The sequence below is a fragment of the Bacillus sp. FSL L8-0199 genome (assembly GCF_038005705.1).
Lineage (GTDB): Bacteria > Bacillota > Bacilli > Bacillales > Bacillaceae_G > Bacillus_A > Bacillus_A cereus.
Map to the genome: position 1 here is coordinate 606,228 of NZ_JBBOTS010000001.1, position 18,532 is coordinate 624,759.

Consider the following 18,532-nt stretch of genomic DNA (forward strand, 5'->3'; position numbering starts at 1 on the left):
GCTTCTAATTTTAGAAGCGTCTTTTTGTTATTCCATCATATGTGCAATTTTCTTAGAGAACATAAGAAGTACTAATCCCAGTACAATTACGATAATACCGATGCTTGCGAATACTTCTAAATATCCTAAAGATTGAGTGAAAGCGGCTAATTGTCCTGCTAATAAGTTTGCGAAGCCAGTACCAGCTAACCATACACCCATTAATAATGATGCTAATTTAACAGGAGCAATTGCACTTACCATAGATAATCCGATTGGTGATAAGAATAACTCACCGATTGTGTGGAACATGTAAGTGAATACAATGAATAGTAAGTTTGCTTTCATTGTAATGTTACCTTCATCGCTACCAGTTTTTAAAACAGCTAAAGTTAGAACTAAATATCCAATCCCTAGTAAAATCATGCCTAATGCCATTTTTGTTGGGATTTTCAAATCGCCATTTTTTGTTTTTGAAAGCTTAATCCATAACGCAGAAACAGGTAATGCTAGTAAGATAATGAATAGTGGGTTTACAGATTGGAACCAAGGTGTTGGAATTGTAAATCCACCAATTGTACGATCTACGAACTTATCTGTGTAAAGTGTTAAAGAACTACCAGCTTGCTCAAATCCTGCCCAGAAGAATACTACGAAACAAGTTAAAATTAAAATTGCAGCAGTACGTTTTTTCTCTTGTGTTGTTAAAGGTTTTTTCTCAATTGCTTTTGCATTTTTTTCTTTAGATTGTTTACCTACAACAGTTGTTCCGATAGACCCTAAGTAACGAGGTGCTAAGAAATTAAAGGCAAGCTGCCCAATAATCATACCGATACAAGCTGTTAAGAAACCGTATCTATAATCTGCGAAGTAACCGCAAATGAATGGAGCGATAAGAGCTCCTAAGTTAATCCCCATGTAGAAGATAGTGAAGGCACTATCACGACGAGAATCGTTTTCGCTATATAATTGACCTAATAAAGTCGAAATATTTGGTTTGAAGAATCCGTTACCAATAACTAATAATCCTAATCCTAAGAAAAGTCCAGTTTTTGTGTTCATTGAGAATAATACAAAGTTACCAATTGCCATGATGATACCACCAATAGTAATGGCATGTCGCTTCGTAATGAAATGGTCAGTTAACCAACCACCAATAATAGGTGTGAAGTATACTAACATTGTGAAAATACCGTAAATTTGAACTGCAACTGCTTTATCAAATCCTAAACCGCCGCTTACTAAGCTCGTTGTTAAATAAAGAACTAATAAGCCACGCATTCCGTAATAACTAAATCTTTCCCACGCCTCTGTAAAGAACAACAAGTATAACCCTGGTGGATGTTTTTTTGGTGATTGTTGCTCTCCAGCTTTGTCTAATTTTAAAGCTGCATCCATTTTTGTTTCCCCCTAATCCTGTATAACGGATATTTATGTAATCATTTTAATTTACAAAATATTTAGAAGTCAATAGAATTATATGGAAATAGAAAGAAAATTTCTAAAAAAGTTCTATTTTTCTTCGACCGTTACTGTATTTTGCCCTGAAAACGAGATGATAAGCGTTTTCAAATGTAATAATTGAATTCTAAAAGAAAATAAAATAGTGATTAATCAGAAAATTTAGATTAAAACATTTATTCTGATATAAAGAAAATATATTCTATTTACTTTCTCAATATAACATATTGGGAATAAAAATACAAAACGAAATAATGTGACATTTAAGTGAATTGAAAAATAACCAGCTCCACAGAAGGGAGCTGGTTAAGGAAATATTATTTAACAAAGCGTTTTTCGATGTCATCTAATAGTAGGTTAGCGGCCATTACGCCACCAGCTGTATTCCAAATAACGTCATCAAGTTTGTATGCTTTACCATTTTTTACTGCATTTAAATTTTTAAATAGAGGATCGTTTATATACTCTTTTTCTAGTTCAGACCCTTTTTTCTCATTTCCTTTATCGAATGTGAAGTAGAATAATACGTCACCATCCATAGCAGAAATACGCTCTTTAGATACGTTACGCTCTGCAAAATCATCTTTATTTTGATCTCCAGGACGTTTAAATCCAAGTTCTTTTAAAATAACACCAGAGAATGTATCGCCATGATAAATACGAACATCACCAGGCATGAAACGAACCATAGAGATTTCTTGGTTTACTTTATCGCCAAGTTTGCCTTTTAAATCTTTTATACGTGATTCGTAATCAGCTACAACTTTTTGACCTTCTTTTTCTTTATTTAATGCTTTTGCATAAAATTTGAAGTTATCTTTCCATTCACCACGTAATGTTTCTGAGAACACAGTAGGTGCAATTGCTTTTAGTTGTTCGTACACTTTTTCGTGGCGCATTTTATTACCGATAATTAAGTCTGGTTTTAAAGAAGCAATTGTTTCAACGTTAACTTGTCCTTCATCACCAACAACTTTTACATCTTTCATTTTATCCTTAATATGTGGATACCATGGGTCACCAGTCCAAGACTTTACAGCACCAACTGGTTTCACACCTAATTCAAGTAAAGCTTCAGTTCCTTCATTTGTTAAGATAACTACACGTTTTGGATTAGCAGGAACTTCTGTTTTACCCATTGCATGTTCTACAGTAACCACTTCTTTTTTATTATCTTCTTTTGTAGATTCTTCTTTGTTATTTGATTTTCCACAAGCGCTTAAAAGCATTGAAAATGCTAGTAAAAATACAAATATTGTAAACGATTTCTTCCGCATGAAATTCATTATGTACCCCCTACATGTTGAGAATATTTTTCAATAGCAAGCATGATATTAAGCCTTTATCTTTTGATTGTCAATACATATGGGTGAAAATAATTCTCATTTCCGTTGACAATGAGAATTAAGTTGAAATACACTAACAACGTATCATTATACATTGAAGGGGAAACGCTGCATGTTATTAAAAACAAATCGAGCAAAATGGATTGGATTATTTGTTGGAATCATTGCAGTCGTTATTTGTATTTGGGGAAGTATTATTTTCGGGTATACAAATACGAGTTGGAAACTAGCATTGGATGCTTTTTTCCATTTTAACGGTTCCAATGAACATATTATTATTCAAAATGTACGTCTGCCTAGGGCGTTAATTGCAGCTAGTGTTGGTGCTAGTTTAGCCATTGCTGGTTGTCTTATGCAAACTTTAACTAAGAATCCACTTGCTTCTCCAGATTTTATTGGATTAAATTCAGGTGCTGCGTTCTTCATAGTTGTAGCAATTGTAATCTTTTCAGTAACATCATTATCAGCTTTCACATGGATTGCCTTTTTAGGAGCGGCGGTTGCAGCTGTACTTGTATTTGCTTCTAGTTCTTTAGGAAAAGAAGGAACTACTCCTCTTAAGTTAACGTTAGCAGGGGTCGCAATTAGTGCGTTATTTTCATCATTAACACAAGGATTACTTGTGTTAAATGAAAAAGCACTTGAAGAGGTATTATTTTGGCTTGCTGGATCTGTACAAGGGAGAAAGTTAGAAATTTTACAATCTGTATTCCCATATTTATTAATAGGATGGATTGCATCTCTTATGATGGCAGGAAAAATAAATACATTGATGATGGGAGAAGACGTTGCAAAAGGACTTGGACAACGAACAATTTTAATGAAATCATTCGTATTACTTATTATTGTACTGTTGTCTGGTGGTTCGGTTGCGGTTGCTGGCCCAATTGGATTTATTGGCATTATTACTCCGCATTTTGCTAGATTTCTTGTTGGAGTTGACCACAGATGGAGAGTGCCTTATAGCGGATTGTTAGGTGCAATACTACTAATATTGTCTGATATAGCAGCAAGATATGTCATTATGCCACAAGAAGTACCAGTAGGAGTTATGACAGCATTTATTGGAGCTCCATTCTTTATTTATATTGCACGTAAGAGAGGGCTTAGCAAATGAAGAAGTATATTCCATTTCGTATAGGGAAAGGCGGGCCCTCGTTTTTAATGTATAAACGAGCTTGTCTCGTCTTATTTAGTTTATTAGTTGTTTTAATAGGATTATTTTTTGCGAGTGCAGGTATGGGAGACATGAAAATTGCTCCTTATGATGTATGGCAAGCGATCACTGGAAATGGCGATGCGATGTCTAACATGGTTGTAAATAAGTTTCGTATGCCGCGTATTTTAATTGCCATCCTTGTAGGAATTGCGCTTGCTGTAGCAGGATGTATTTTACAAGGTCTCGTTCGAAATCCACTTGCTTCTCCGGATATCATCGGGATTACGGGTGGGGCAAGTGTTGCAGTTGTATTGTTTTTAGCTATATTTAGTGATAAAAATAATGCGCTAACTGTAAGCATTCATTATATGCCGTTAGCAGCCTTTGTTGGGGCAACGATTGTGGCGCTTTTTGTATATTTATTTGCATGGAGAAATGACGGGTTATCGCCGATTAGTCTTGTTTTAATTGGTGTGGGGTTTTGGGCATTAACGAAAGCGGCAACGACTTTGTTTATGTTGTTAGCACCAATTTATCAAGCGAGTCAAGCGAATGTATGGATTACAGGTACTGTTTATGGTTCTTCATGGCAAAACGTTATGGTGCTTGCACCGTGGGTTCTCATTTTAACGGTAATATCATTTATAGCTGCTAGACATTTAAATGCGCAAGAGCTAGGGGATGATATTGCGGTAGGACTTGGTGTTCCTTTAACGAAGTCACGCGTATTCATGTTATTACTTAGTACGGCTTTAATTGGGGGAGCAGTTGCCTTCGCCGGAGGAATTGGATTTGTCGGTTTAATGGCACCTCATATTTCACGAAGGCTAGTTGGTTCTTTATACGGTGCATTACTCCCAGTTGCAGCTATTGTCGGTGCAATTCTAGTACTTGCTGCAGATTTAATTGGGCGTACAGTTTTCACACCACTTGAAATTCCAGCAGGGGTATTTACATCAGCAATTGGTGCACCTTATTTTATTTATTTACTTTATAAAAGTCGGAATTCATAAAGGGAGATGAATATGCAAAAAGCATTGGAGACGAAATGTTTGACGTTGTCTTATGGTGAAACAATTATTATTGATGAGTTGAATTTAGAAATTCCAAAAGGTGAAATTACAATCTTTATCGGTTCCAACGGTTGCGGGAAATCAACTTTATTACGTTCACTAGCTAGATTATTAAAGCCAACAACTGGTGACATTTTGTTAGATAATCAAGCTATTCAAAGTATGCAAACGAAGCAAATTGCTCGTCAAATGGCAATTTTACCGCAAGGACCGCAAGCACCTGAAGGGCTTACAGTATTGCAACTTGTAAAACAAGGACGCTATCCATATCAAACATGGCTGAAACAGTGGTCAGAAAAAGATGAGGAAATGGTACAGAAGGCACTTGCAGCAACAGGTATGACAGAATTTGCTGAGCGTGATGTGCATGCTCTTTCAGGTGGACAACGACAACGTGCTTGGATTGCAATGACGCTTGCACAAGATACAGATATTATTTTACTGGATGAGCCTACTACATATTTAGATATGACTCACCAAATTGAAGTGCTAGATTTATTATTCGAATTAAATGAAACAGAACAAAGAACAATTGTTATGGTATTACACGATTTAAATTTAGCATGTCGCTATGCAGATAACATTGTAGCCATTCAAGATAAACAAATATATGCACAAGGTAAACCTGAAGAAGTGGTAGATGAGAAACTAGTACGTGATGTATTCCGAATGGAGTGTCAAATTAGTACGGATCCGTTGTTTGGAACACCGCTTTGTATACCTCACGGAAGAGGAAGACGTGTAGTTAAAGAAGTTGCTCAGGCAATGAGATAAAAAAACGATGAGTGATTCATCGTTTTTTTTATTTGGTACAAGAAAATAAGAGGAAGAGAGGAATACGTAAGCGACGTTTATAATCTGCTTCATTTTGAAAATAGGTTGGATTTGGTGTAGCTTCTTTTAATGATGTAATGGTAAATCCGGCTTGCTGTAATAATGTGAAATAATCTTCCGTTGTACGATGATATTTAATAACTTCTTGGTCAATCCATGGTTCAACCCGTTTGCCTAGTTTAAAGTAATCATCGACGAGCCAACTCGTTCTTTTACCACTTGTTTGTAAGCTTTCAAACGAAGAAGTAATAACGGGATGTTGAACGCTAAAGGTAAAGGTGCCATTTGTTTTTAAAGTTTGAAATACATTTTGAAAAATGGTATCAAGATGTTCAATATAATGTAAGGCGAGTCTAGATGTTACTAAATCAAAAGTGGAAGAGGGGTAGGTATAATCTTTGAGGTTTAAAAAATGAACAGATCCATTTTTATTTTCTAGTTGTTTTTTAGCTTTTTCATACATAAGTTCGGAGCCTTCAATGCCGGTGTAAGAGTAGCATCCCTTTTCTAATAATTCCGCGCCAAACTTAGCATCACCACAGCCTAAATCGAGAATTTGTTTTCCTCGTACATGACCAATGAGCTGAAAGAATACTGGTTTTTCAATGGATTCATTTGGGCTATTTTCTCGGTATCTTCGTTTCATATATTGTTCGAAAAATGCTGTGTTATTGTATACATCAGATTCTGTAAATGCCATGTTTGAAACCTCCCGAAATATTTTTTTAATTCTATCAAATATGAAAAGTAAATGATAGATTTATTGTAATGAATCATATATAATCTAAAAATGTAAGCGGTTACTTTAAACTATTTTTCTATAATAAATTCTGAAAACGTGTTAAGCTAGTAGAGGGATTATTAGAACTATTAAGACAATAATCCGCTTACATGAACGATGGGAGGCTTCACGATGTCTAGTAAAACACTTGCGAAATTTTTAGAAGAAAACTTAGAGGATTTAAAATCAAAGGGGCTTTATAACGTAATTGATCCGCTTGAGAGTTCAAATGGACCGATCATTACAATTGGCGGAAAAGAATATATTAACTTATCTTCAAACAACTATCTTGGATTAGCAACAGATAGCCGTTTGCAAGAAGCAGCAATTGGTGCTATTCATAAGTACGGTGTTGGAGCAGGGGCTGTTCGTACAATTAACGGTACTTTAGATTTGCATATTAAGTTAGAAGAAACAATTGCAAAGTTTAAACATACAGAAGCAGCAATTGCTTATCAATCAGGATTTAACTGTAATATGGCAGCGATTTCAGCTGTTATGGATAAAAATGATGCAATTCTTTCAGACGAATTAAACCATGCTTCTATTATTGATGGTAGTCGTCTATCAAAAGCAAAAATTATTGTTTATAAACATTCGGATATGGAAGATTTACGCCAAAAAGCAATTGCGGCGAAAGAATCAGGTCTTTACAATAAATTAATGGTAATTACAGACGGTGTCTTTTCAATGGATGGAGATGTTGCAAAACTACCAGAAATTGTTGAGATTGCAGAAGAGTTAGATTTAATGACATACGTAGATGATGCACACGGTTCAGGTGTACTTGGAAAAGGTGCAGGAACTGTAAAGCACTTCGGTCTTTCTGATAAAGTTGATTTCCAAATTGGTACATTATCAAAAGCAATTGGGGTAATTGGTGGATATGTAGCAGGGAAACAAAATTTAATTGACTGGTTAAAAGTTCGTTCACGTCCATTCTTATTCTCTACAGCATTAACACCAGCTGATGCAGCAGCTTGCATGAGATCAATTGAAATCTTAATGGAAAGCACAGAGTTACACGATCGCTTATGGGAAAATGGTCGCTACTTAAAACAAGGATTAAAAGAACTTGGCTTTAACATTGGGGAAAGTGAAACGCCAATTACACCTTGTATCATTGGGGATGAGGTATTAACACAAGAATTTAGTAAACGTCTAAATGAAGAAGGTGTATACGCAAAATCTATCGTGTTCCCAACTGTAGCAAAAGGAACAGGGCGCGTTCGTAATATGCCTACAGCAGCTCATACGAAAGAAATGTTAGATGAAGCAATTCTTAAGTATGAAAAAGTAGGAAAAGAAATGGGCATCATTTAAGTAACGACATCTTTTGAATAGCTTGCAAATGAGGAGTGGGGAAAATGAAAAAAATTCTAGTAACCGGTTCTTTAGGGCAAATTGGTTCTGAACTAGTAATGAAACTTCGTGATGTATACGGCGCATCAAATGTTATTGCAACAGATATTCGTGAAACAGATAGTGAAGTAGTAACGTCTGGTCCATTTGAAACGTTAGATGTAACAGATGGACAAAAACTACATGATATCACAAAGCGTAATGAAGTAGATACAATTATTCATTTAGCAGCTTTACTTTCAGCAACAGCAGAAAAAAATCCGTTATTTGCATGGAACTTAAATATGGGCGGACTTGTAAATGCATTAGAAGCAGCTCGTGAATTAAACTGTAAATTCTTCACGCCAAGTTCTATCGGCGCATTCGGTCCATCGACGCCAAAAGATAATACACCGCAAGATACAATTCAGCGTCCTACTACGATGTACGGGGTAAACAAAGTGGCAGGAGAATTACTATGTGATTATTATCATCAAAAATTTGGTGTAGATACGCGCGGTGTCCGTTTCCCAGGTTTAATTTCTTACGTAGCTCCTCCAGGAGGCGGAACAACTGATTATGCAGTTGAAATTTATTATGAGGCGATTAAAAAAGGTGCATACACCTCATACATTGCTGAAGGAACGTACATGGACATGATGTATATGCCTGATGCTTTACAAGCGATCATTTCATTAATGGAAGCTGATCCAAGTAAGCTAGTGCATAGAAATGCATTTAACATTACAGCAATGAGCTTCGAGCCAGAGCAAATTGCAGCGTCAATTCGTAAACACATTCCGACGTTTACAATGGATTACGCAGTAGATTCAGCTCGTCAAACAATCGCTGATAGCTGGCCAAACTCTATTGACGCAACTGCAGCAATGAAAGAGTGGGGCTTTAAAGCAGAATACGATTTAGACAAAATGACAACTGACATGCTGGCTAAGTTAAAAAAAAAGCTCGCAGCTGAGTTAGTGATGAATTAATAGGAAGAGTCGATTCTTAGGAATCGGCTCTTCATTATTTTTGGGAGGAGAGAAGTCTTATGCAAAGAGTTGATGTCGTATACGCACTAATACATGACCAGGAAATAGATAAAATATTAATGGTACATAATACAGAACAAAACGTTTGGTCATTGCCAGGTGGGGCTGTGGAAAAAGGTGAAATATTAGAGGAAGCACTAATAAGAGAAGTGAAAGAAGAGACAGGTTTAACTGCTACGTTAGGTGGACTTGTTGCGATCAATGAAAAATTCTTTGAAGAATCAGGGAATCATGCACTGTTTTTTACATTCCGAGCGAATGTAGTAAAAGGGGAACTTATTGCGGAAGATGAAGGTGAAATTTCTGCAATAGAGTGGGTAGATCGAACAATTGCGAATGAGCGCTTCCCATACTATGACGGAGGATTTGAATCTTTATTAGAAGTAGCCATTCCATACAAGTTTCAACCAGAAACAAAGTAATTGAACGAAAAAACAGGAGCCACAAGGCTCCTGTTTTCTATTCAATCGTCTTCAGTAATAGTTTTTTCAGCAATGGTTTAATCTTCAATCGTAAATCTTCAGCATGATTTGCAACTAAGAAGTGATGGTTATAAATGTTTTTCATCAATTGATAAGTTGCTTCTTTCGCTTCGCCTTCTTCGATGAAGATACCGATTACTTCCATACCACTTTTACGCGCGAGTTTAACAGCTTCATGCGTATCTAAAATTCCGTCTTGTTGATAGTCTAGCGCAGAAGGCTCACCGTCTGTGAAGACTAGTAAGAATTTATGTTTCTCAGGTCTTTTGGCAAGTTTTTCAGAAACGATACGAATAATATATCCGTCGCGGTTATCTTCTTCTTCACGAAGTTGCATAATTTCTGGACCAACGTTTGGTAACGTTGAGTTTTTATAATTTACAACTTCATGAATAACGTTCGGCTTATCTTCAGGTTTAGCGCTAGAGGCATCTTCCCAAAATCCGCTAATAGCGTGCGGGATTTTTAAAGACTTTAAAGCTTCATGGAATAGTACAACACTCTTCTTCGTTTCTTCCATTTTGTTATACATAGAACCAGAACAGTCAACTAACAGTTGGAATGCAACATCGAGTTCTTGTGACTCTTGTCCTTTTTTATAAAACATACGTGGTTGTTTTTCGGTATAAATACGAAGGAATTTCTTACGAAGTCTTCCGTAATATTTATCACTATTCGCATTCGTTTTATTTTCAATCGTTTTTTCGATAATTTTCTTTAATTCTTTTACATCTTTATTGACGACTGATTTGATAGCTTGGTAATCTTTTTTCTCATCTGAGTTTGGTTTGCGAGCTTCTTTAAATGTATGAGAAGCACCTACATTATACTTACCGTATGCACCGTCGTGCTGGCTAGAAGCGTGTGAAGCCCTTGCTTCTTCTGTATCAGCGCCATCAAAGTTGGATTGTGTACTTTTTTGTGAAGTACCTTGTACAGAACCAAGTGCTTGGTCGCCATCTTCTGATTCGCGAGCAGTATCGCCCATCATATTAGTTTTTGTTCCGCTTTCTAATTCAAAGCGTAAAAAGTTCTCGTTTTCGTTATTTTTATTTTCACGATGCCATGTGGAGAAACTTTCATCCATTTTGTTTTTATTTTCATCGTCATCTATAAGCTGCGTATCATCATTTGCTAAATCTTCGACGCGACAGTTCTTTTCGTCTGCAAGGACAGATAAGTAAAGTGGAGCATGTCCGAAATAGTTGTTAAGCATATCACTTTCAAGAAGCGCCTCTAAGCGATAGCGAATTTTCTCAACGATATACATAATATCTTCTGTATTACGTGCTTGGAATGTTTCATGTAAAATCGCTTCAATTTGCTCAAAATATTCATTATTAAACATTTCATATTTATCGCTCGTTAATGAAAGATAGCATAGGCAAAATAGACGATCACCGTGATAATTACGAACGCGGTTTATTTCATTTTGAGAGCCGAAATAGTTGCGGTACATTTCTTTTCGACGTTTAAAAACATGCTTCGTGCCAGGACGTAAGTTCTTTACGATTTCCTCAACGCGTAAATCTTCTAATAGAACAAATAATTGTGTTAAAAACTTTTTTAGGGGCGATTCTTGCAATTCAATCGCATAAGAACGAATTAAAGTCATGTCCGAGTAATGTTTATTACCAAGTGCTTTTAAGAAGACTTCGCTTTTTAATCCGATTACTGTATCTTCTTCTTTTCGATCATCCCAAAAGTGACTAATGACAACTTTCTTTTCAATTTCGTCGTAGTATGCTTTATAGCCATATTCAAGATAGGCATCGTCTTCTTTTAGAAGGGCATACATTAAGTTTTCCATTTGTAGAAACAGCGACGCATCAATTTTTTTGTCACTAAAAATTTGTCTCATAAATTATCCCTCAAAGAAATAACTTTCTGCTAATTCACGGACAGTCATTTGTTCTGTTTCATCATTAAGTTTTGCAATTATGCTTCGTTCAATCGCTCGCATAATAGGAATATATACACCTAAATCACATGCGTCGATAATACCACGAATACTTGCTGCTTCTTCACTTACACGTCCATCGCGAGCTAAAGGCATAAGGTCGCTTGCAAATGCAACAAACTTTTCAATTGTTGCAACATCATTTAATTTTGATTCTGCTAATAATAGTTCTTTTAATGTGTCACCTTGAATGTAAGGAACTTCAATAATAACGAAACGGTTTTTTAACGCTTCATTTAGTTCACTTGTTCCAACGTAACCTTCGTTAATCGCAGCAATTACACGGTATTCGTCATCACCGTATACAACCTCTTGTGTAAATGGGTTTGTGATCATTTTACGGTAATCTAATGCGCCGTGAAGTAGCGGTAAAGTTTCAGGTTTTGCCATATTGATTTCGTCAATATATAGGAAGTGACCGTTCTTCATTGCTTTCATAAGAGGACCGTTAACGAATGAAACTTCAGATGCACCATCTTTCGTTTGTAGTGTGTTGTATCCTAAGATACCCTCTACATCTAAGTCGACAGAGCAGTTAATGCTATGCATTGGTTTTTGGAATAAAGAAGAAAGAGTTTCCGCTAGTACTGTTTTACCACTACCAGTCGGTCCTTTTAATAGAATGTTCTTGCCAAGAAGAAGTGCTGTAATCGCATCTTCAATAATGCTATTATCAGACGCTTTATATATTTTCGTTCCGATTAAATGTGCATTTTCACCAGCTTCTTGTTTATTCTTTTCATGAATCGTAGAAAGCTGTTGTTTTAAATCAGCATGTATATGAAATTGTTCTAACATGTATTTCCCACCTAACATTATTTTCATAAAGTAATACATCTTATGATAACTTGTTTTAATATGGTATGCAAAGAAAAGGAAGGAGGATAAAGGGAAAAGAAAAAGCAATCAAGATAAAGTTGATTGCCTACAGTAAAGGAGAAATGAGCCTCATGAAAGACTCCAATATGCGTTTTTTTATACTTCTTTTTTGGAAAGAGTTCCATTTAATTTCAGTTGAATGTTTAAAATCTTCTTCGAAATCACATTTAATATCGTGAACTGTTTTTGATTCATAAAGTACGCTAATAATTTCGTAATTCAATTCAAAGCTACGTACATCCATGTTCGCTGTTCCGACAGTTGCAATTGTATCATCAACGAGTACAATTTTTGCATGCATAAAACCATCTTTATAACTGTAAATAGAAGCACCAGCTTTTAAAAGCGGAGTGAAATAGGATTGAGATGCTTGATCGCTAATGATGCTATCACTTTTACCTGGATATAAAATCCGTACATCTATTCCGGCAATTGCACTTAAGCGTAATAATGTTAAAGTTTCTTGATCTGGAATAAAGTAAGGGGTAGCGATCCAAATGGATTTTTTTGCAGAGCCCATAACAGCTAATAATGTATTACGAATACTTTTATCATCGGAGCTTGGTCCGCTTGCTACGATTTGAACAGCACCTTCTGCATTTGAAATTTCTTTACCTGGGAAGTATTGTCTATTCATGAATTGATCCCAGGAATAGGTATTTAAACCACTAGAGGCATAGAGCCAGTCTTCTAGAAAGATTGCTTGTAATTTATATAATGCTTTTCCTTCTATTTTTAAATGACTATCACGCCAAACGGGAAATTTCTTTGAACGGCCAAGATATTCATCACCGACGTTGAGTCCTCCGGTAAAACCAATTTCTCCATCTACAATAACGATTTTTCGATGGTTACGATAATTGACAGTTTCAAGTAACCAAGCTGAAAAAATAGGGTCAAATTCTACAATTTCAATCCCAGCTTCTTTCATAGGTTGCAAAAATCGTCTTCTTAACGTATTACTTCCAAGGCCATCATAAAGGAAGCGTACAATAACACCATCTTTTGCTTTTTGTATTAAAGCATCTCGAACTTTTGTACCAATTTCATCAGATTTATAAATGTAGTATTGAATATGTATATGATGCTTTGCCTGCTCTATAGCTCGCAAAATTTCTGAAAATGTTTGATCTCCGTTTGTTAAAAGTTTTGTAGTTGTTTTATCTGCGGCAGGACCACCTCCAAATTTTTGTATGACTTCTGTTAAATGTATGGAACGTTCATTTAGTGGGACTGTGAGTAATAACTCTAGTCTTCTTCCTTCTAATATTTCACGGAATAATTTTCTTTGTTCTTCTGAACGATGGAGATGTTTTTTTCTTCTCCAGCGGCTGCGTCCGAAAATAGCGTATAAAAGCACACCTATAATAGGAAGAAGTGCTAATACTAAAAACCATGCTAACGTACTTTGTGGAGATCTATTTTCTATAAAAATAACGAATGAAATTCCGACGATTGTGATGGACCATAGAGCACCGACAAATGTATATAACGAAATATACGATGTATTTAATAGGAACAGAACGATAGATACGATTGTAAATATTAATAGTAATTGAACGATAGGCTTTTTCATTTCTATATAATTCCCCTAATCTTTTTTCAATATAGACTTCTTAAATAGAAGATGTAATATGACATCTTTATTATAAGGTGTTTTGCTTTTTTTACAAAATATAGACATATCACCTATACTTTCCGCATTTGTCCTACATACAGTGTACTATCCCATTTTTTATCTCACTCTTAACGCATATGAAAATGAAAAAATCGAAAAGGAGCGGAGAAACATGAATTATATAGAAAACAATGGATTGTACTATCGGAATCATCATCATGGAGGACACAATCATGGTGGGCACAATCATAACGGTGGACATCATCACCATGGAGGACACAATCACTATGATCACCATCATCATCACGGAGGCGGATGGGGCTGGGGTGGTGGTAGTTCATGGGGAGGTGGATTTTTCCCTGGAAGCTTTGCAGGAGGAGTGTTAGGCGGACTGACAGCTGGTGCATTAACAGGTGCAACAAGTGGAGGATATTATCCAGCTCCATATCCAGTAGCTTATCCATCGCCATACCCTGTAACGTATCCAATGCCATACCCAGGTTATCAGCAAATACCATATTCGTATTAAATTAAAAAAGAGGCTATCCTCTTTTTTAGTTTAATACAGTATTTATTTATAAAATAATTCCAAAGTTAAGGTAGAAATATGTTAATATTTTGTTATTGTAATTCAAAAACATACACATTAATGTAGATTTTCATATTATTATTCGTGAATAGTTATGTAGTATGATCTAATTTCTATTTCGTTATTAAAAACAAAGAGATCAGATATGAGTGGTATTAGTTGGAAACAAGGCTTGCATAGAGCTACTTAAAAGGATTGCGGTATAATAAGGCGCGAAGTAATTAGAGATATGGGAAGCTACCAGTTATAATTGAAACGGTATAATATTGCTTTTTATTACAAATAATATTATGTTATTTTAATCGGTTTATTTAAAAAGATAATTTATGTAAAGGGCTAGTATTAGAAAATGAAATATCTCTATTTCTATGAAGAGAAACAGGTTGTGTTTTAGTCAGATAGAAGCAAGGAGAGATGCGCATGCTAGAACAGAGAGGTCATGCATTATATGACTCTTCGTTGCGAGATTTAAAGTTAGCATTAGATGAGTCTTCAATTGTTGCAATTACAGACCGAGAAGGTCTTATTACATATGTAAATGATAAATTTTGTGAAATCTCTAAATACAAAAGGGAAGAATTAATTGGAAAAGATCACCGTATTTTAAATTCAGGTCATCATCCGAAAACCTTTTTTCAAAACTTATGGAAACGTATTTTGAATGGGAAAGTATGGACAGGTGAGATTCGGAATCGAGCGAAAGATGGTACATATTATTGGGTCAAAACAACAATTGTTCCATTTTTAAATGAAAAAGGAGAGCCATACCAGTTTATCGCAATACGAAATGATATTAGTAGTAGAAAAGAAGCGGAACAGAGGTTGCGGCTAAGTGAAAGTCGTTATAGGGAACTTGCCTATCATGATGCTTTAACGAGTTTGCCGAACCGTTTGCAATTAATAACGTCCGTTAATAAATTGATTGCAGATAAAAAAGAATTTGGTATGATTTACTTTGATTTGGACCGTTTTAAATTAGTAAATGATACGTTAGGTCATATGATAGGGGACTTACTTTTAAGCGAAGTCGCTTCAAGGTTGCATTATGTACTAGGAGAGAAAGATGTTCTGGCTAGGCTAGGTGGCGACGAATTTGTGCTGTTAACAAAAAATCATAGACAAGATGATATGAGGCAGTTAGCGACATCTGTGTTGTCATGTTTCCAGGCACCATTTATTCTTGAAGGCCATGAAGTATATATTTCAGCTAGTCTAGGACTTTGTTCTTATCCACAAGACGGACAAGACGTGGAAACATTATTGAAAAACTCCGACTTAGCTATGTATAGTGCAAAAGAACAGGGGAGAAATGCTGCATGTTTCTTTACGGATGAGCTACGCGCGAAAATAAATCGTAGAATGAAAGTTGAGTTTGCTTTGCAAAAGGCAATTCGTGATGAAGAGTTAGATGTAGTATTGCAGCCTATTATTGATTTGAAAACGAAGAGATATTCTGGTATAGAAGCTCTAGTACGCTGTATGACAGAAGACGGACCTATTTCACCAAACGAATTTATCCCGGTAGCTGAAGAGTCTGGACTTATTATAAAGCTAGGAGACTGGGTATTAGAAAAATCGTGCCGATTGTTTAAAACATTGCCAAATTATCAAGAAGGACTAAAGTTATCAGTGAATTTATCTATACAACAATTAATGCAGAAACGTTTTATTTTCTCTGTACGTAGCATTTTAAAGAGAACGGGTTTTCCTCCGAACCGTTTAATATTAGAAATAACGGAAAGCATAGCAGTCCGCCATTTTGATTATATTATTGCTACATTACAAGAATTAAGAAATATGGGTGTGTTAATTGCTTTGGATGATTTCGGAACTGGCTATTCTTCCTTATATTATTTAAAACAACTACCACTGGATATTGTAAAAATTGATCGTAATTTTATTCGTGAATTTCATTATGATCACGCACAACCAGAACGAACGATTGTAAAATCCGTTATTGAAATTGCTCATAGTTTAAATTTAGCAGTAGTTGCTGAAGGAGTAGAAACAGTAGAGCAAGAGAGTTTGTTACAATCAATGAGCTGTGATTATGTACAGGGATTTTATTATGCGAAACCTTTATCTGTAGGAGAGCTAAAAGAAAAGTTAATTACAGATTTTTAATAAAAAAGAGAAGCTAGCAGCTTCTCTTTATTTAATCCGTTTTTTGTGAGTCTTTCATTAGTACTGGATAAAGAACAAGACCTAATATAAACAATCCAATTCCTAAGAAGAACGTTTTTAAATCAGCAGTTCCCGTTTTGATAACCCAAATGGAGTATACCAATGCCAATGTAGTGATAATTCCATCTTTTACTCGAGATCCTGGTAGTATATCATACGTTTCTCCTGTAATAACTAATTTTAATTGGTACAAGGTAGAAACAAGGTATGGAATTAAATAGGCTAATGTTGCTACGACGATAGCGAAACTATATGCTTCTGAAACAGTACCAGAAATCGTTGAAAATAAGAAAATTTGCGTCATTACATTTGTAATCAATAATGATTTTGAAGGACTACCTTTTTTATTTGTTTTCCCGAAAAACTTAGGAAAAAATCCATTCTTTGCTGCCTGGTAAGGTACTTCTGAACTAACAACGATCCAGCCAACTGTAGATCCAAATAAAGATATAAGAGCGAGTAAGGCCATTATATACGCGCCTTTATTTCCAATTGCTAAATTTAATGCATCTACTAACGGTTTTTGAGACTCCTTTAAAGCATCTTGCGGAAGAGCTCCCATTGTAAGTAAAGTAATTGACATGTAAATAAGAAGAGCGATAATTAATCCGAAAATCGTAGCTTTTTTTACATCGCGCTGTGATTTTGCACGGTTAGAAAGCATAACCGCTGATTCAATACCGATAAACGCCCAAAGTGTTGCAATAGCAGCTGAATTGATTTGGCCACCTAACGAGATAGATTGTCCTGCTTCATTCATAAAGGTTTGACCGTCTCCGAAATTAGAAGCATTGAAAATGAATAATGTAATTACAATAAACATTGTAAATCCGATAATTTTTGCAATAGTAGCAAGTAGATTCATATTTCCAGCTCGATCAATATTTTGAGAAAGAATATATTGAATTCCCCATAGCATAAGGCTACATACAAGGAAAGTTAACCCTTTTCCGAGTTCTAGTGAAAATCCGTTTATTGAAAAAAGAATTTGCTTACTTTGTAAAACTGGAAAGAATGTTGATAAATATCCAGCAAAGGAAATAATAACAGATGCTGTTGCAGCCCAGTTAGCAGCCCAATATCCCCATGCCATACTATATCCTGCAACTTTACCAGCTTTTTTTGAAGGAAACATCGCTTGAGCATAGCTTTGTGGTCCAGCTTTTAATTCTGGTTTACGAATCGCTAAATTTCCAAATACAAGTGCAATCATAAATACGCCAAGGCCTGTAATACTCCATGCGAGTGTAGAACCCATTGGACCTGATACTTGTGCTAAATTTGCTGGAAGCATAAATACGCCACCGCCAACCATATTCCCGATAACAAATGCTGTTAAAACCCATAATCCCCATTTTTTCGTTTCCATTTTTGTTAACTCCTTTGTAGTAAGTTTTGCTTAAACATCATTTTTTACTAGCTTTTTGACAATAAAAAAAGAGCCATGTAGATAAAAAAATACCTACATGGCTCTTTCGCCAAAGCGTAGGTACAACGGGAATAACCCTTGTACCTACGCGTAATTTTTCCGCTAGGTTTCAAGGGTTACGTATGATGATGATGTTTTTGTGCAAATGTAACTACAGTTGTTGTATAAGTAAGCATAGTTCTTTGCTCCCTTTCTCCTCTGATTTTGAAGTTAGTATACTACATGTTTTTTTGAATGAAAAGAAAAATATAAAAATTTTTATAAAAATACGTTTTAAAGATTAAATATTTACCTATATTTTTCTTGTAATGGAAAATAAGTGAGAGATTGGCAGAAGAGTGAAGCATGTTATAATATATATAGAA

The 18,532-nt window shown here is 35.4% G+C and carries 15 protein-coding genes; 8 read left to right on the forward strand and 7 right to left on the reverse strand.

Annotated features, from left to right (window positions below):
- Positions 1-27: 27 nt before the first annotated feature.
- Both NST86_RS03110 and NST86_RS03115 read right to left on the reverse strand, forming a co-directional pair.
- Entirely contained in the window at positions 28-1,377 is a 1,350-nt protein-coding gene (locus tag NST86_RS03110) for a peptide MFS transporter (protein WP_000338314.1), read from the reverse strand.
- Positions 1,378-1,757: 380 nt separating this feature from the next.
- A complete protein-coding gene (locus NST86_RS03115; RefSeq protein ID WP_340933114.1) occupies positions 1,758-2,726 on the reverse strand; it encodes an ABC transporter substrate-binding protein in 969 nt (322 codons plus the stop codon).
- 172 nt (positions 2,727-2,898) lie between these two features.
- On the opposite strand from NST86_RS03115, the gene NST86_RS03120 reads away from it, so the two are divergent.
- From NST86_RS03120 to NST86_RS03130, 3 genes are read left to right on the forward strand one after another with little or no spacing between them, the layout of a single operon-like run.
- A complete protein-coding gene (locus NST86_RS03120) occupies positions 2,899-3,903 on the forward strand; it encodes a FecCD family ABC transporter permease (protein ID WP_000925231.1) in 1,005 nt (334 codons plus the stop codon).
- On the forward strand, positions 3,900-4,958 hold the full coding sequence (locus NST86_RS03125; RefSeq protein ID WP_000760070.1) for a FecCD family ABC transporter permease: 1,059 nt from the start codon (positions 3,900-3,902) through the stop codon (positions 4,956-4,958). Before NST86_RS03120 ends, NST86_RS03125 begins: the two co-directional genes overlap by 4 nt.
- 12 nt (positions 4,959-4,970) lie before the next feature.
- Complete coding sequence (locus NST86_RS03130) at positions 4,971-5,792, forward strand: ABC transporter ATP-binding protein (protein ID WP_001167943.1); 822 nt, start codon at positions 4,971-4,973, stop codon at positions 5,790-5,792.
- Positions 5,793-5,820: 28 nt separating this feature from the next.
- On the opposite strand, the gene NST86_RS03135 is transcribed toward NST86_RS03130, so the two are convergent.
- On the reverse strand, positions 5,821-6,552 hold the full coding sequence (locus NST86_RS03135; RefSeq protein WP_000885977.1) for a class I SAM-dependent DNA methyltransferase: 732 nt from the start codon (positions 6,550-6,552) through the stop codon (positions 5,821-5,823).
- A 213-nt stretch (positions 6,553-6,765) separates the two neighbouring features.
- Here NST86_RS03135 and NST86_RS03140 point away from each other — a divergent pair, with 213 nt between their 5' ends.
- From NST86_RS03140 to NST86_RS03150, 3 genes are read left to right on the forward strand one after another with little or no spacing between them, the layout of a single operon-like run.
- A complete protein-coding gene (locus NST86_RS03140; RefSeq protein ID WP_000095905.1) occupies positions 6,766-7,956 on the forward strand; it encodes a glycine C-acetyltransferase in 1,191 nt (396 codons plus the stop codon).
- Positions 7,957-8,000: 44 nt separating this feature from the next.
- Entirely contained in the window at positions 8,001-8,966 is a 966-nt protein-coding gene (locus NST86_RS03145; RefSeq protein WP_044797126.1) for an L-threonine 3-dehydrogenase, read from the forward strand.
- Between the two features lie 59 nt (positions 8,967-9,025).
- On the forward strand, positions 9,026-9,448 hold the full coding sequence (locus NST86_RS03150; RefSeq protein WP_086423292.1) for an NUDIX hydrolase: 423 nt from the start codon (positions 9,026-9,028) through the stop codon (positions 9,446-9,448).
- Positions 9,449-9,485: 37 nt separating this feature from the next.
- Here the strand turns inward: NST86_RS03150 and NST86_RS03155 are convergent, their stop codons facing one another.
- The 3 genes from NST86_RS03155 to NST86_RS03165 all read right to left on the reverse strand — a co-directional run bounded on the left by NST86_RS03155 (position 9,486) and on the right by NST86_RS03165 (position 13,923).
- Positions 9,486-11,369 carry a vWA domain-containing protein gene (locus tag NST86_RS03155; RefSeq protein ID WP_001248851.1) on the reverse strand — a complete coding sequence of 628 codons (1,884 nt, stop codon included), beginning with the start codon at positions 11,367-11,369 and terminating at the stop codon, positions 9,486-9,488.
- Positions 11,370-11,372: 3 nt separating this feature from the next.
- Positions 11,373-12,266 (reverse strand): ATP-binding protein, encoded by an 894-nt coding sequence (locus NST86_RS03160; protein ID WP_000892972.1) that lies wholly within the window; start codon positions 12,264-12,266, stop codon positions 11,373-11,375.
- A 127-nt stretch (positions 12,267-12,393) separates the two neighbouring features.
- Positions 12,394-13,923 (reverse strand): cardiolipin synthase, encoded by a 1,530-nt coding sequence (locus tag NST86_RS03165; RefSeq protein WP_340933120.1) that lies wholly within the window; start codon positions 13,921-13,923, stop codon positions 12,394-12,396.
- A 214-nt stretch (positions 13,924-14,137) separates the two neighbouring features.
- On the opposite strand from NST86_RS03165, the gene NST86_RS03170 reads away from it, so the two are divergent.
- Positions 14,138-14,494, forward strand: a complete 357-nt coding sequence (locus NST86_RS03170; protein ID WP_001106406.1) for a hypothetical protein — start codon at positions 14,138-14,140, stop codon at positions 14,492-14,494.
- Between the two features lie 480 nt (positions 14,495-14,974).
- Positions 14,975-16,678: a putative bifunctional diguanylate cyclase/phosphodiesterase gene (locus NST86_RS03175; protein WP_340933123.1), complete on the forward strand. Its 1,704-nt coding sequence runs from the start codon at positions 14,975-14,977 to the stop codon at positions 16,676-16,678.
- A gap of 31 nt (positions 16,679-16,709) precedes the next feature.
- On the opposite strand, the gene NST86_RS03180 is transcribed toward NST86_RS03175, so the two are convergent.
- Positions 16,710-18,107, reverse strand: a complete 1,398-nt coding sequence (locus NST86_RS03180) for an amino acid permease (protein WP_227593338.1) — start codon at positions 18,105-18,107, stop codon at positions 16,710-16,712.
- Positions 18,108-18,532 lie beyond the last annotated feature (425 nt).

Bases quoted from the DNA above. Each gene is read 5' to 3' on its own strand.
- NST86_RS03145 (WP_044797126.1), top strand. From the start codon at position 8,001: ATGAAAAAAATTCTAGTAACCGGTTCTTTAGGGCAAATTGGTTCTGAA.
- NST86_RS03175 (WP_340933123.1), top strand. From the start codon at position 14,975: ATGCTAGAACAGAGAGGTCATGCATTATATGACTCTTCGTTGCGAGAT.
- NST86_RS03125 (WP_000760070.1), top strand. From the start codon at position 3,900: ATGAAGAAGTATATTCCATTTCGTATAGGGAAAGGCGGGCCCTCGTTT.
- NST86_RS03150 (WP_086423292.1), top strand. From the start codon at position 9,026: ATGCAAAGAGTTGATGTCGTATACGCACTAATACATGACCAGGAAATA.
- NST86_RS03140 (WP_000095905.1), top strand. From the start codon at position 6,766: ATGTCTAGTAAAACACTTGCGAAATTTTTAGAAGAAAACTTAGAGGAT.
- NST86_RS03110 (WP_000338314.1), bottom strand. From the start codon at position 1,377: ATGGATGCAGCTTTAAAATTAGACAAAGCTGGAGAGCAACAATCACCA.
- NST86_RS03130 (WP_001167943.1), top strand. From the start codon at position 4,971: ATGCAAAAAGCATTGGAGACGAAATGTTTGACGTTGTCTTATGGTGAA.
- NST86_RS03160 (WP_000892972.1), bottom strand. From the start codon at position 12,266: ATGTTAGAACAATTTCATATACATGCTGATTTAAAACAACAGCTTTCT.
- NST86_RS03165 (WP_340933120.1), bottom strand. From the start codon at position 13,923: ATGAAAAAGCCTATCGTTCAATTACTATTAATATTTACAATCGTATCT.
- NST86_RS03155 (WP_001248851.1), bottom strand. From the start codon at position 11,369: ATGAGACAAATTTTTAGTGACAAAAAAATTGATGCGTCGCTGTTTCTA.
- NST86_RS03120 (WP_000925231.1), top strand. From the start codon at position 2,899: ATGTTATTAAAAACAAATCGAGCAAAATGGATTGGATTATTTGTTGGA.
- NST86_RS03180 (WP_227593338.1), bottom strand. From the start codon at position 18,107: ATGGAAACGAAAAAATGGGGATTATGGGTTTTAACAGCATTTGTTATC.
- NST86_RS03170 (WP_001106406.1), top strand. From the start codon at position 14,138: ATGAATTATATAGAAAACAATGGATTGTACTATCGGAATCATCATCAT.
- NST86_RS03135 (WP_000885977.1), bottom strand. From the start codon at position 6,552: ATGGCATTTACAGAATCTGATGTATACAATAACACAGCATTTTTCGAA.
- NST86_RS03115 (WP_340933114.1), bottom strand. From the start codon at position 2,726: ATGAATTTCATGCGGAAGAAATCGTTTACAATATTTGTATTTTTACTA.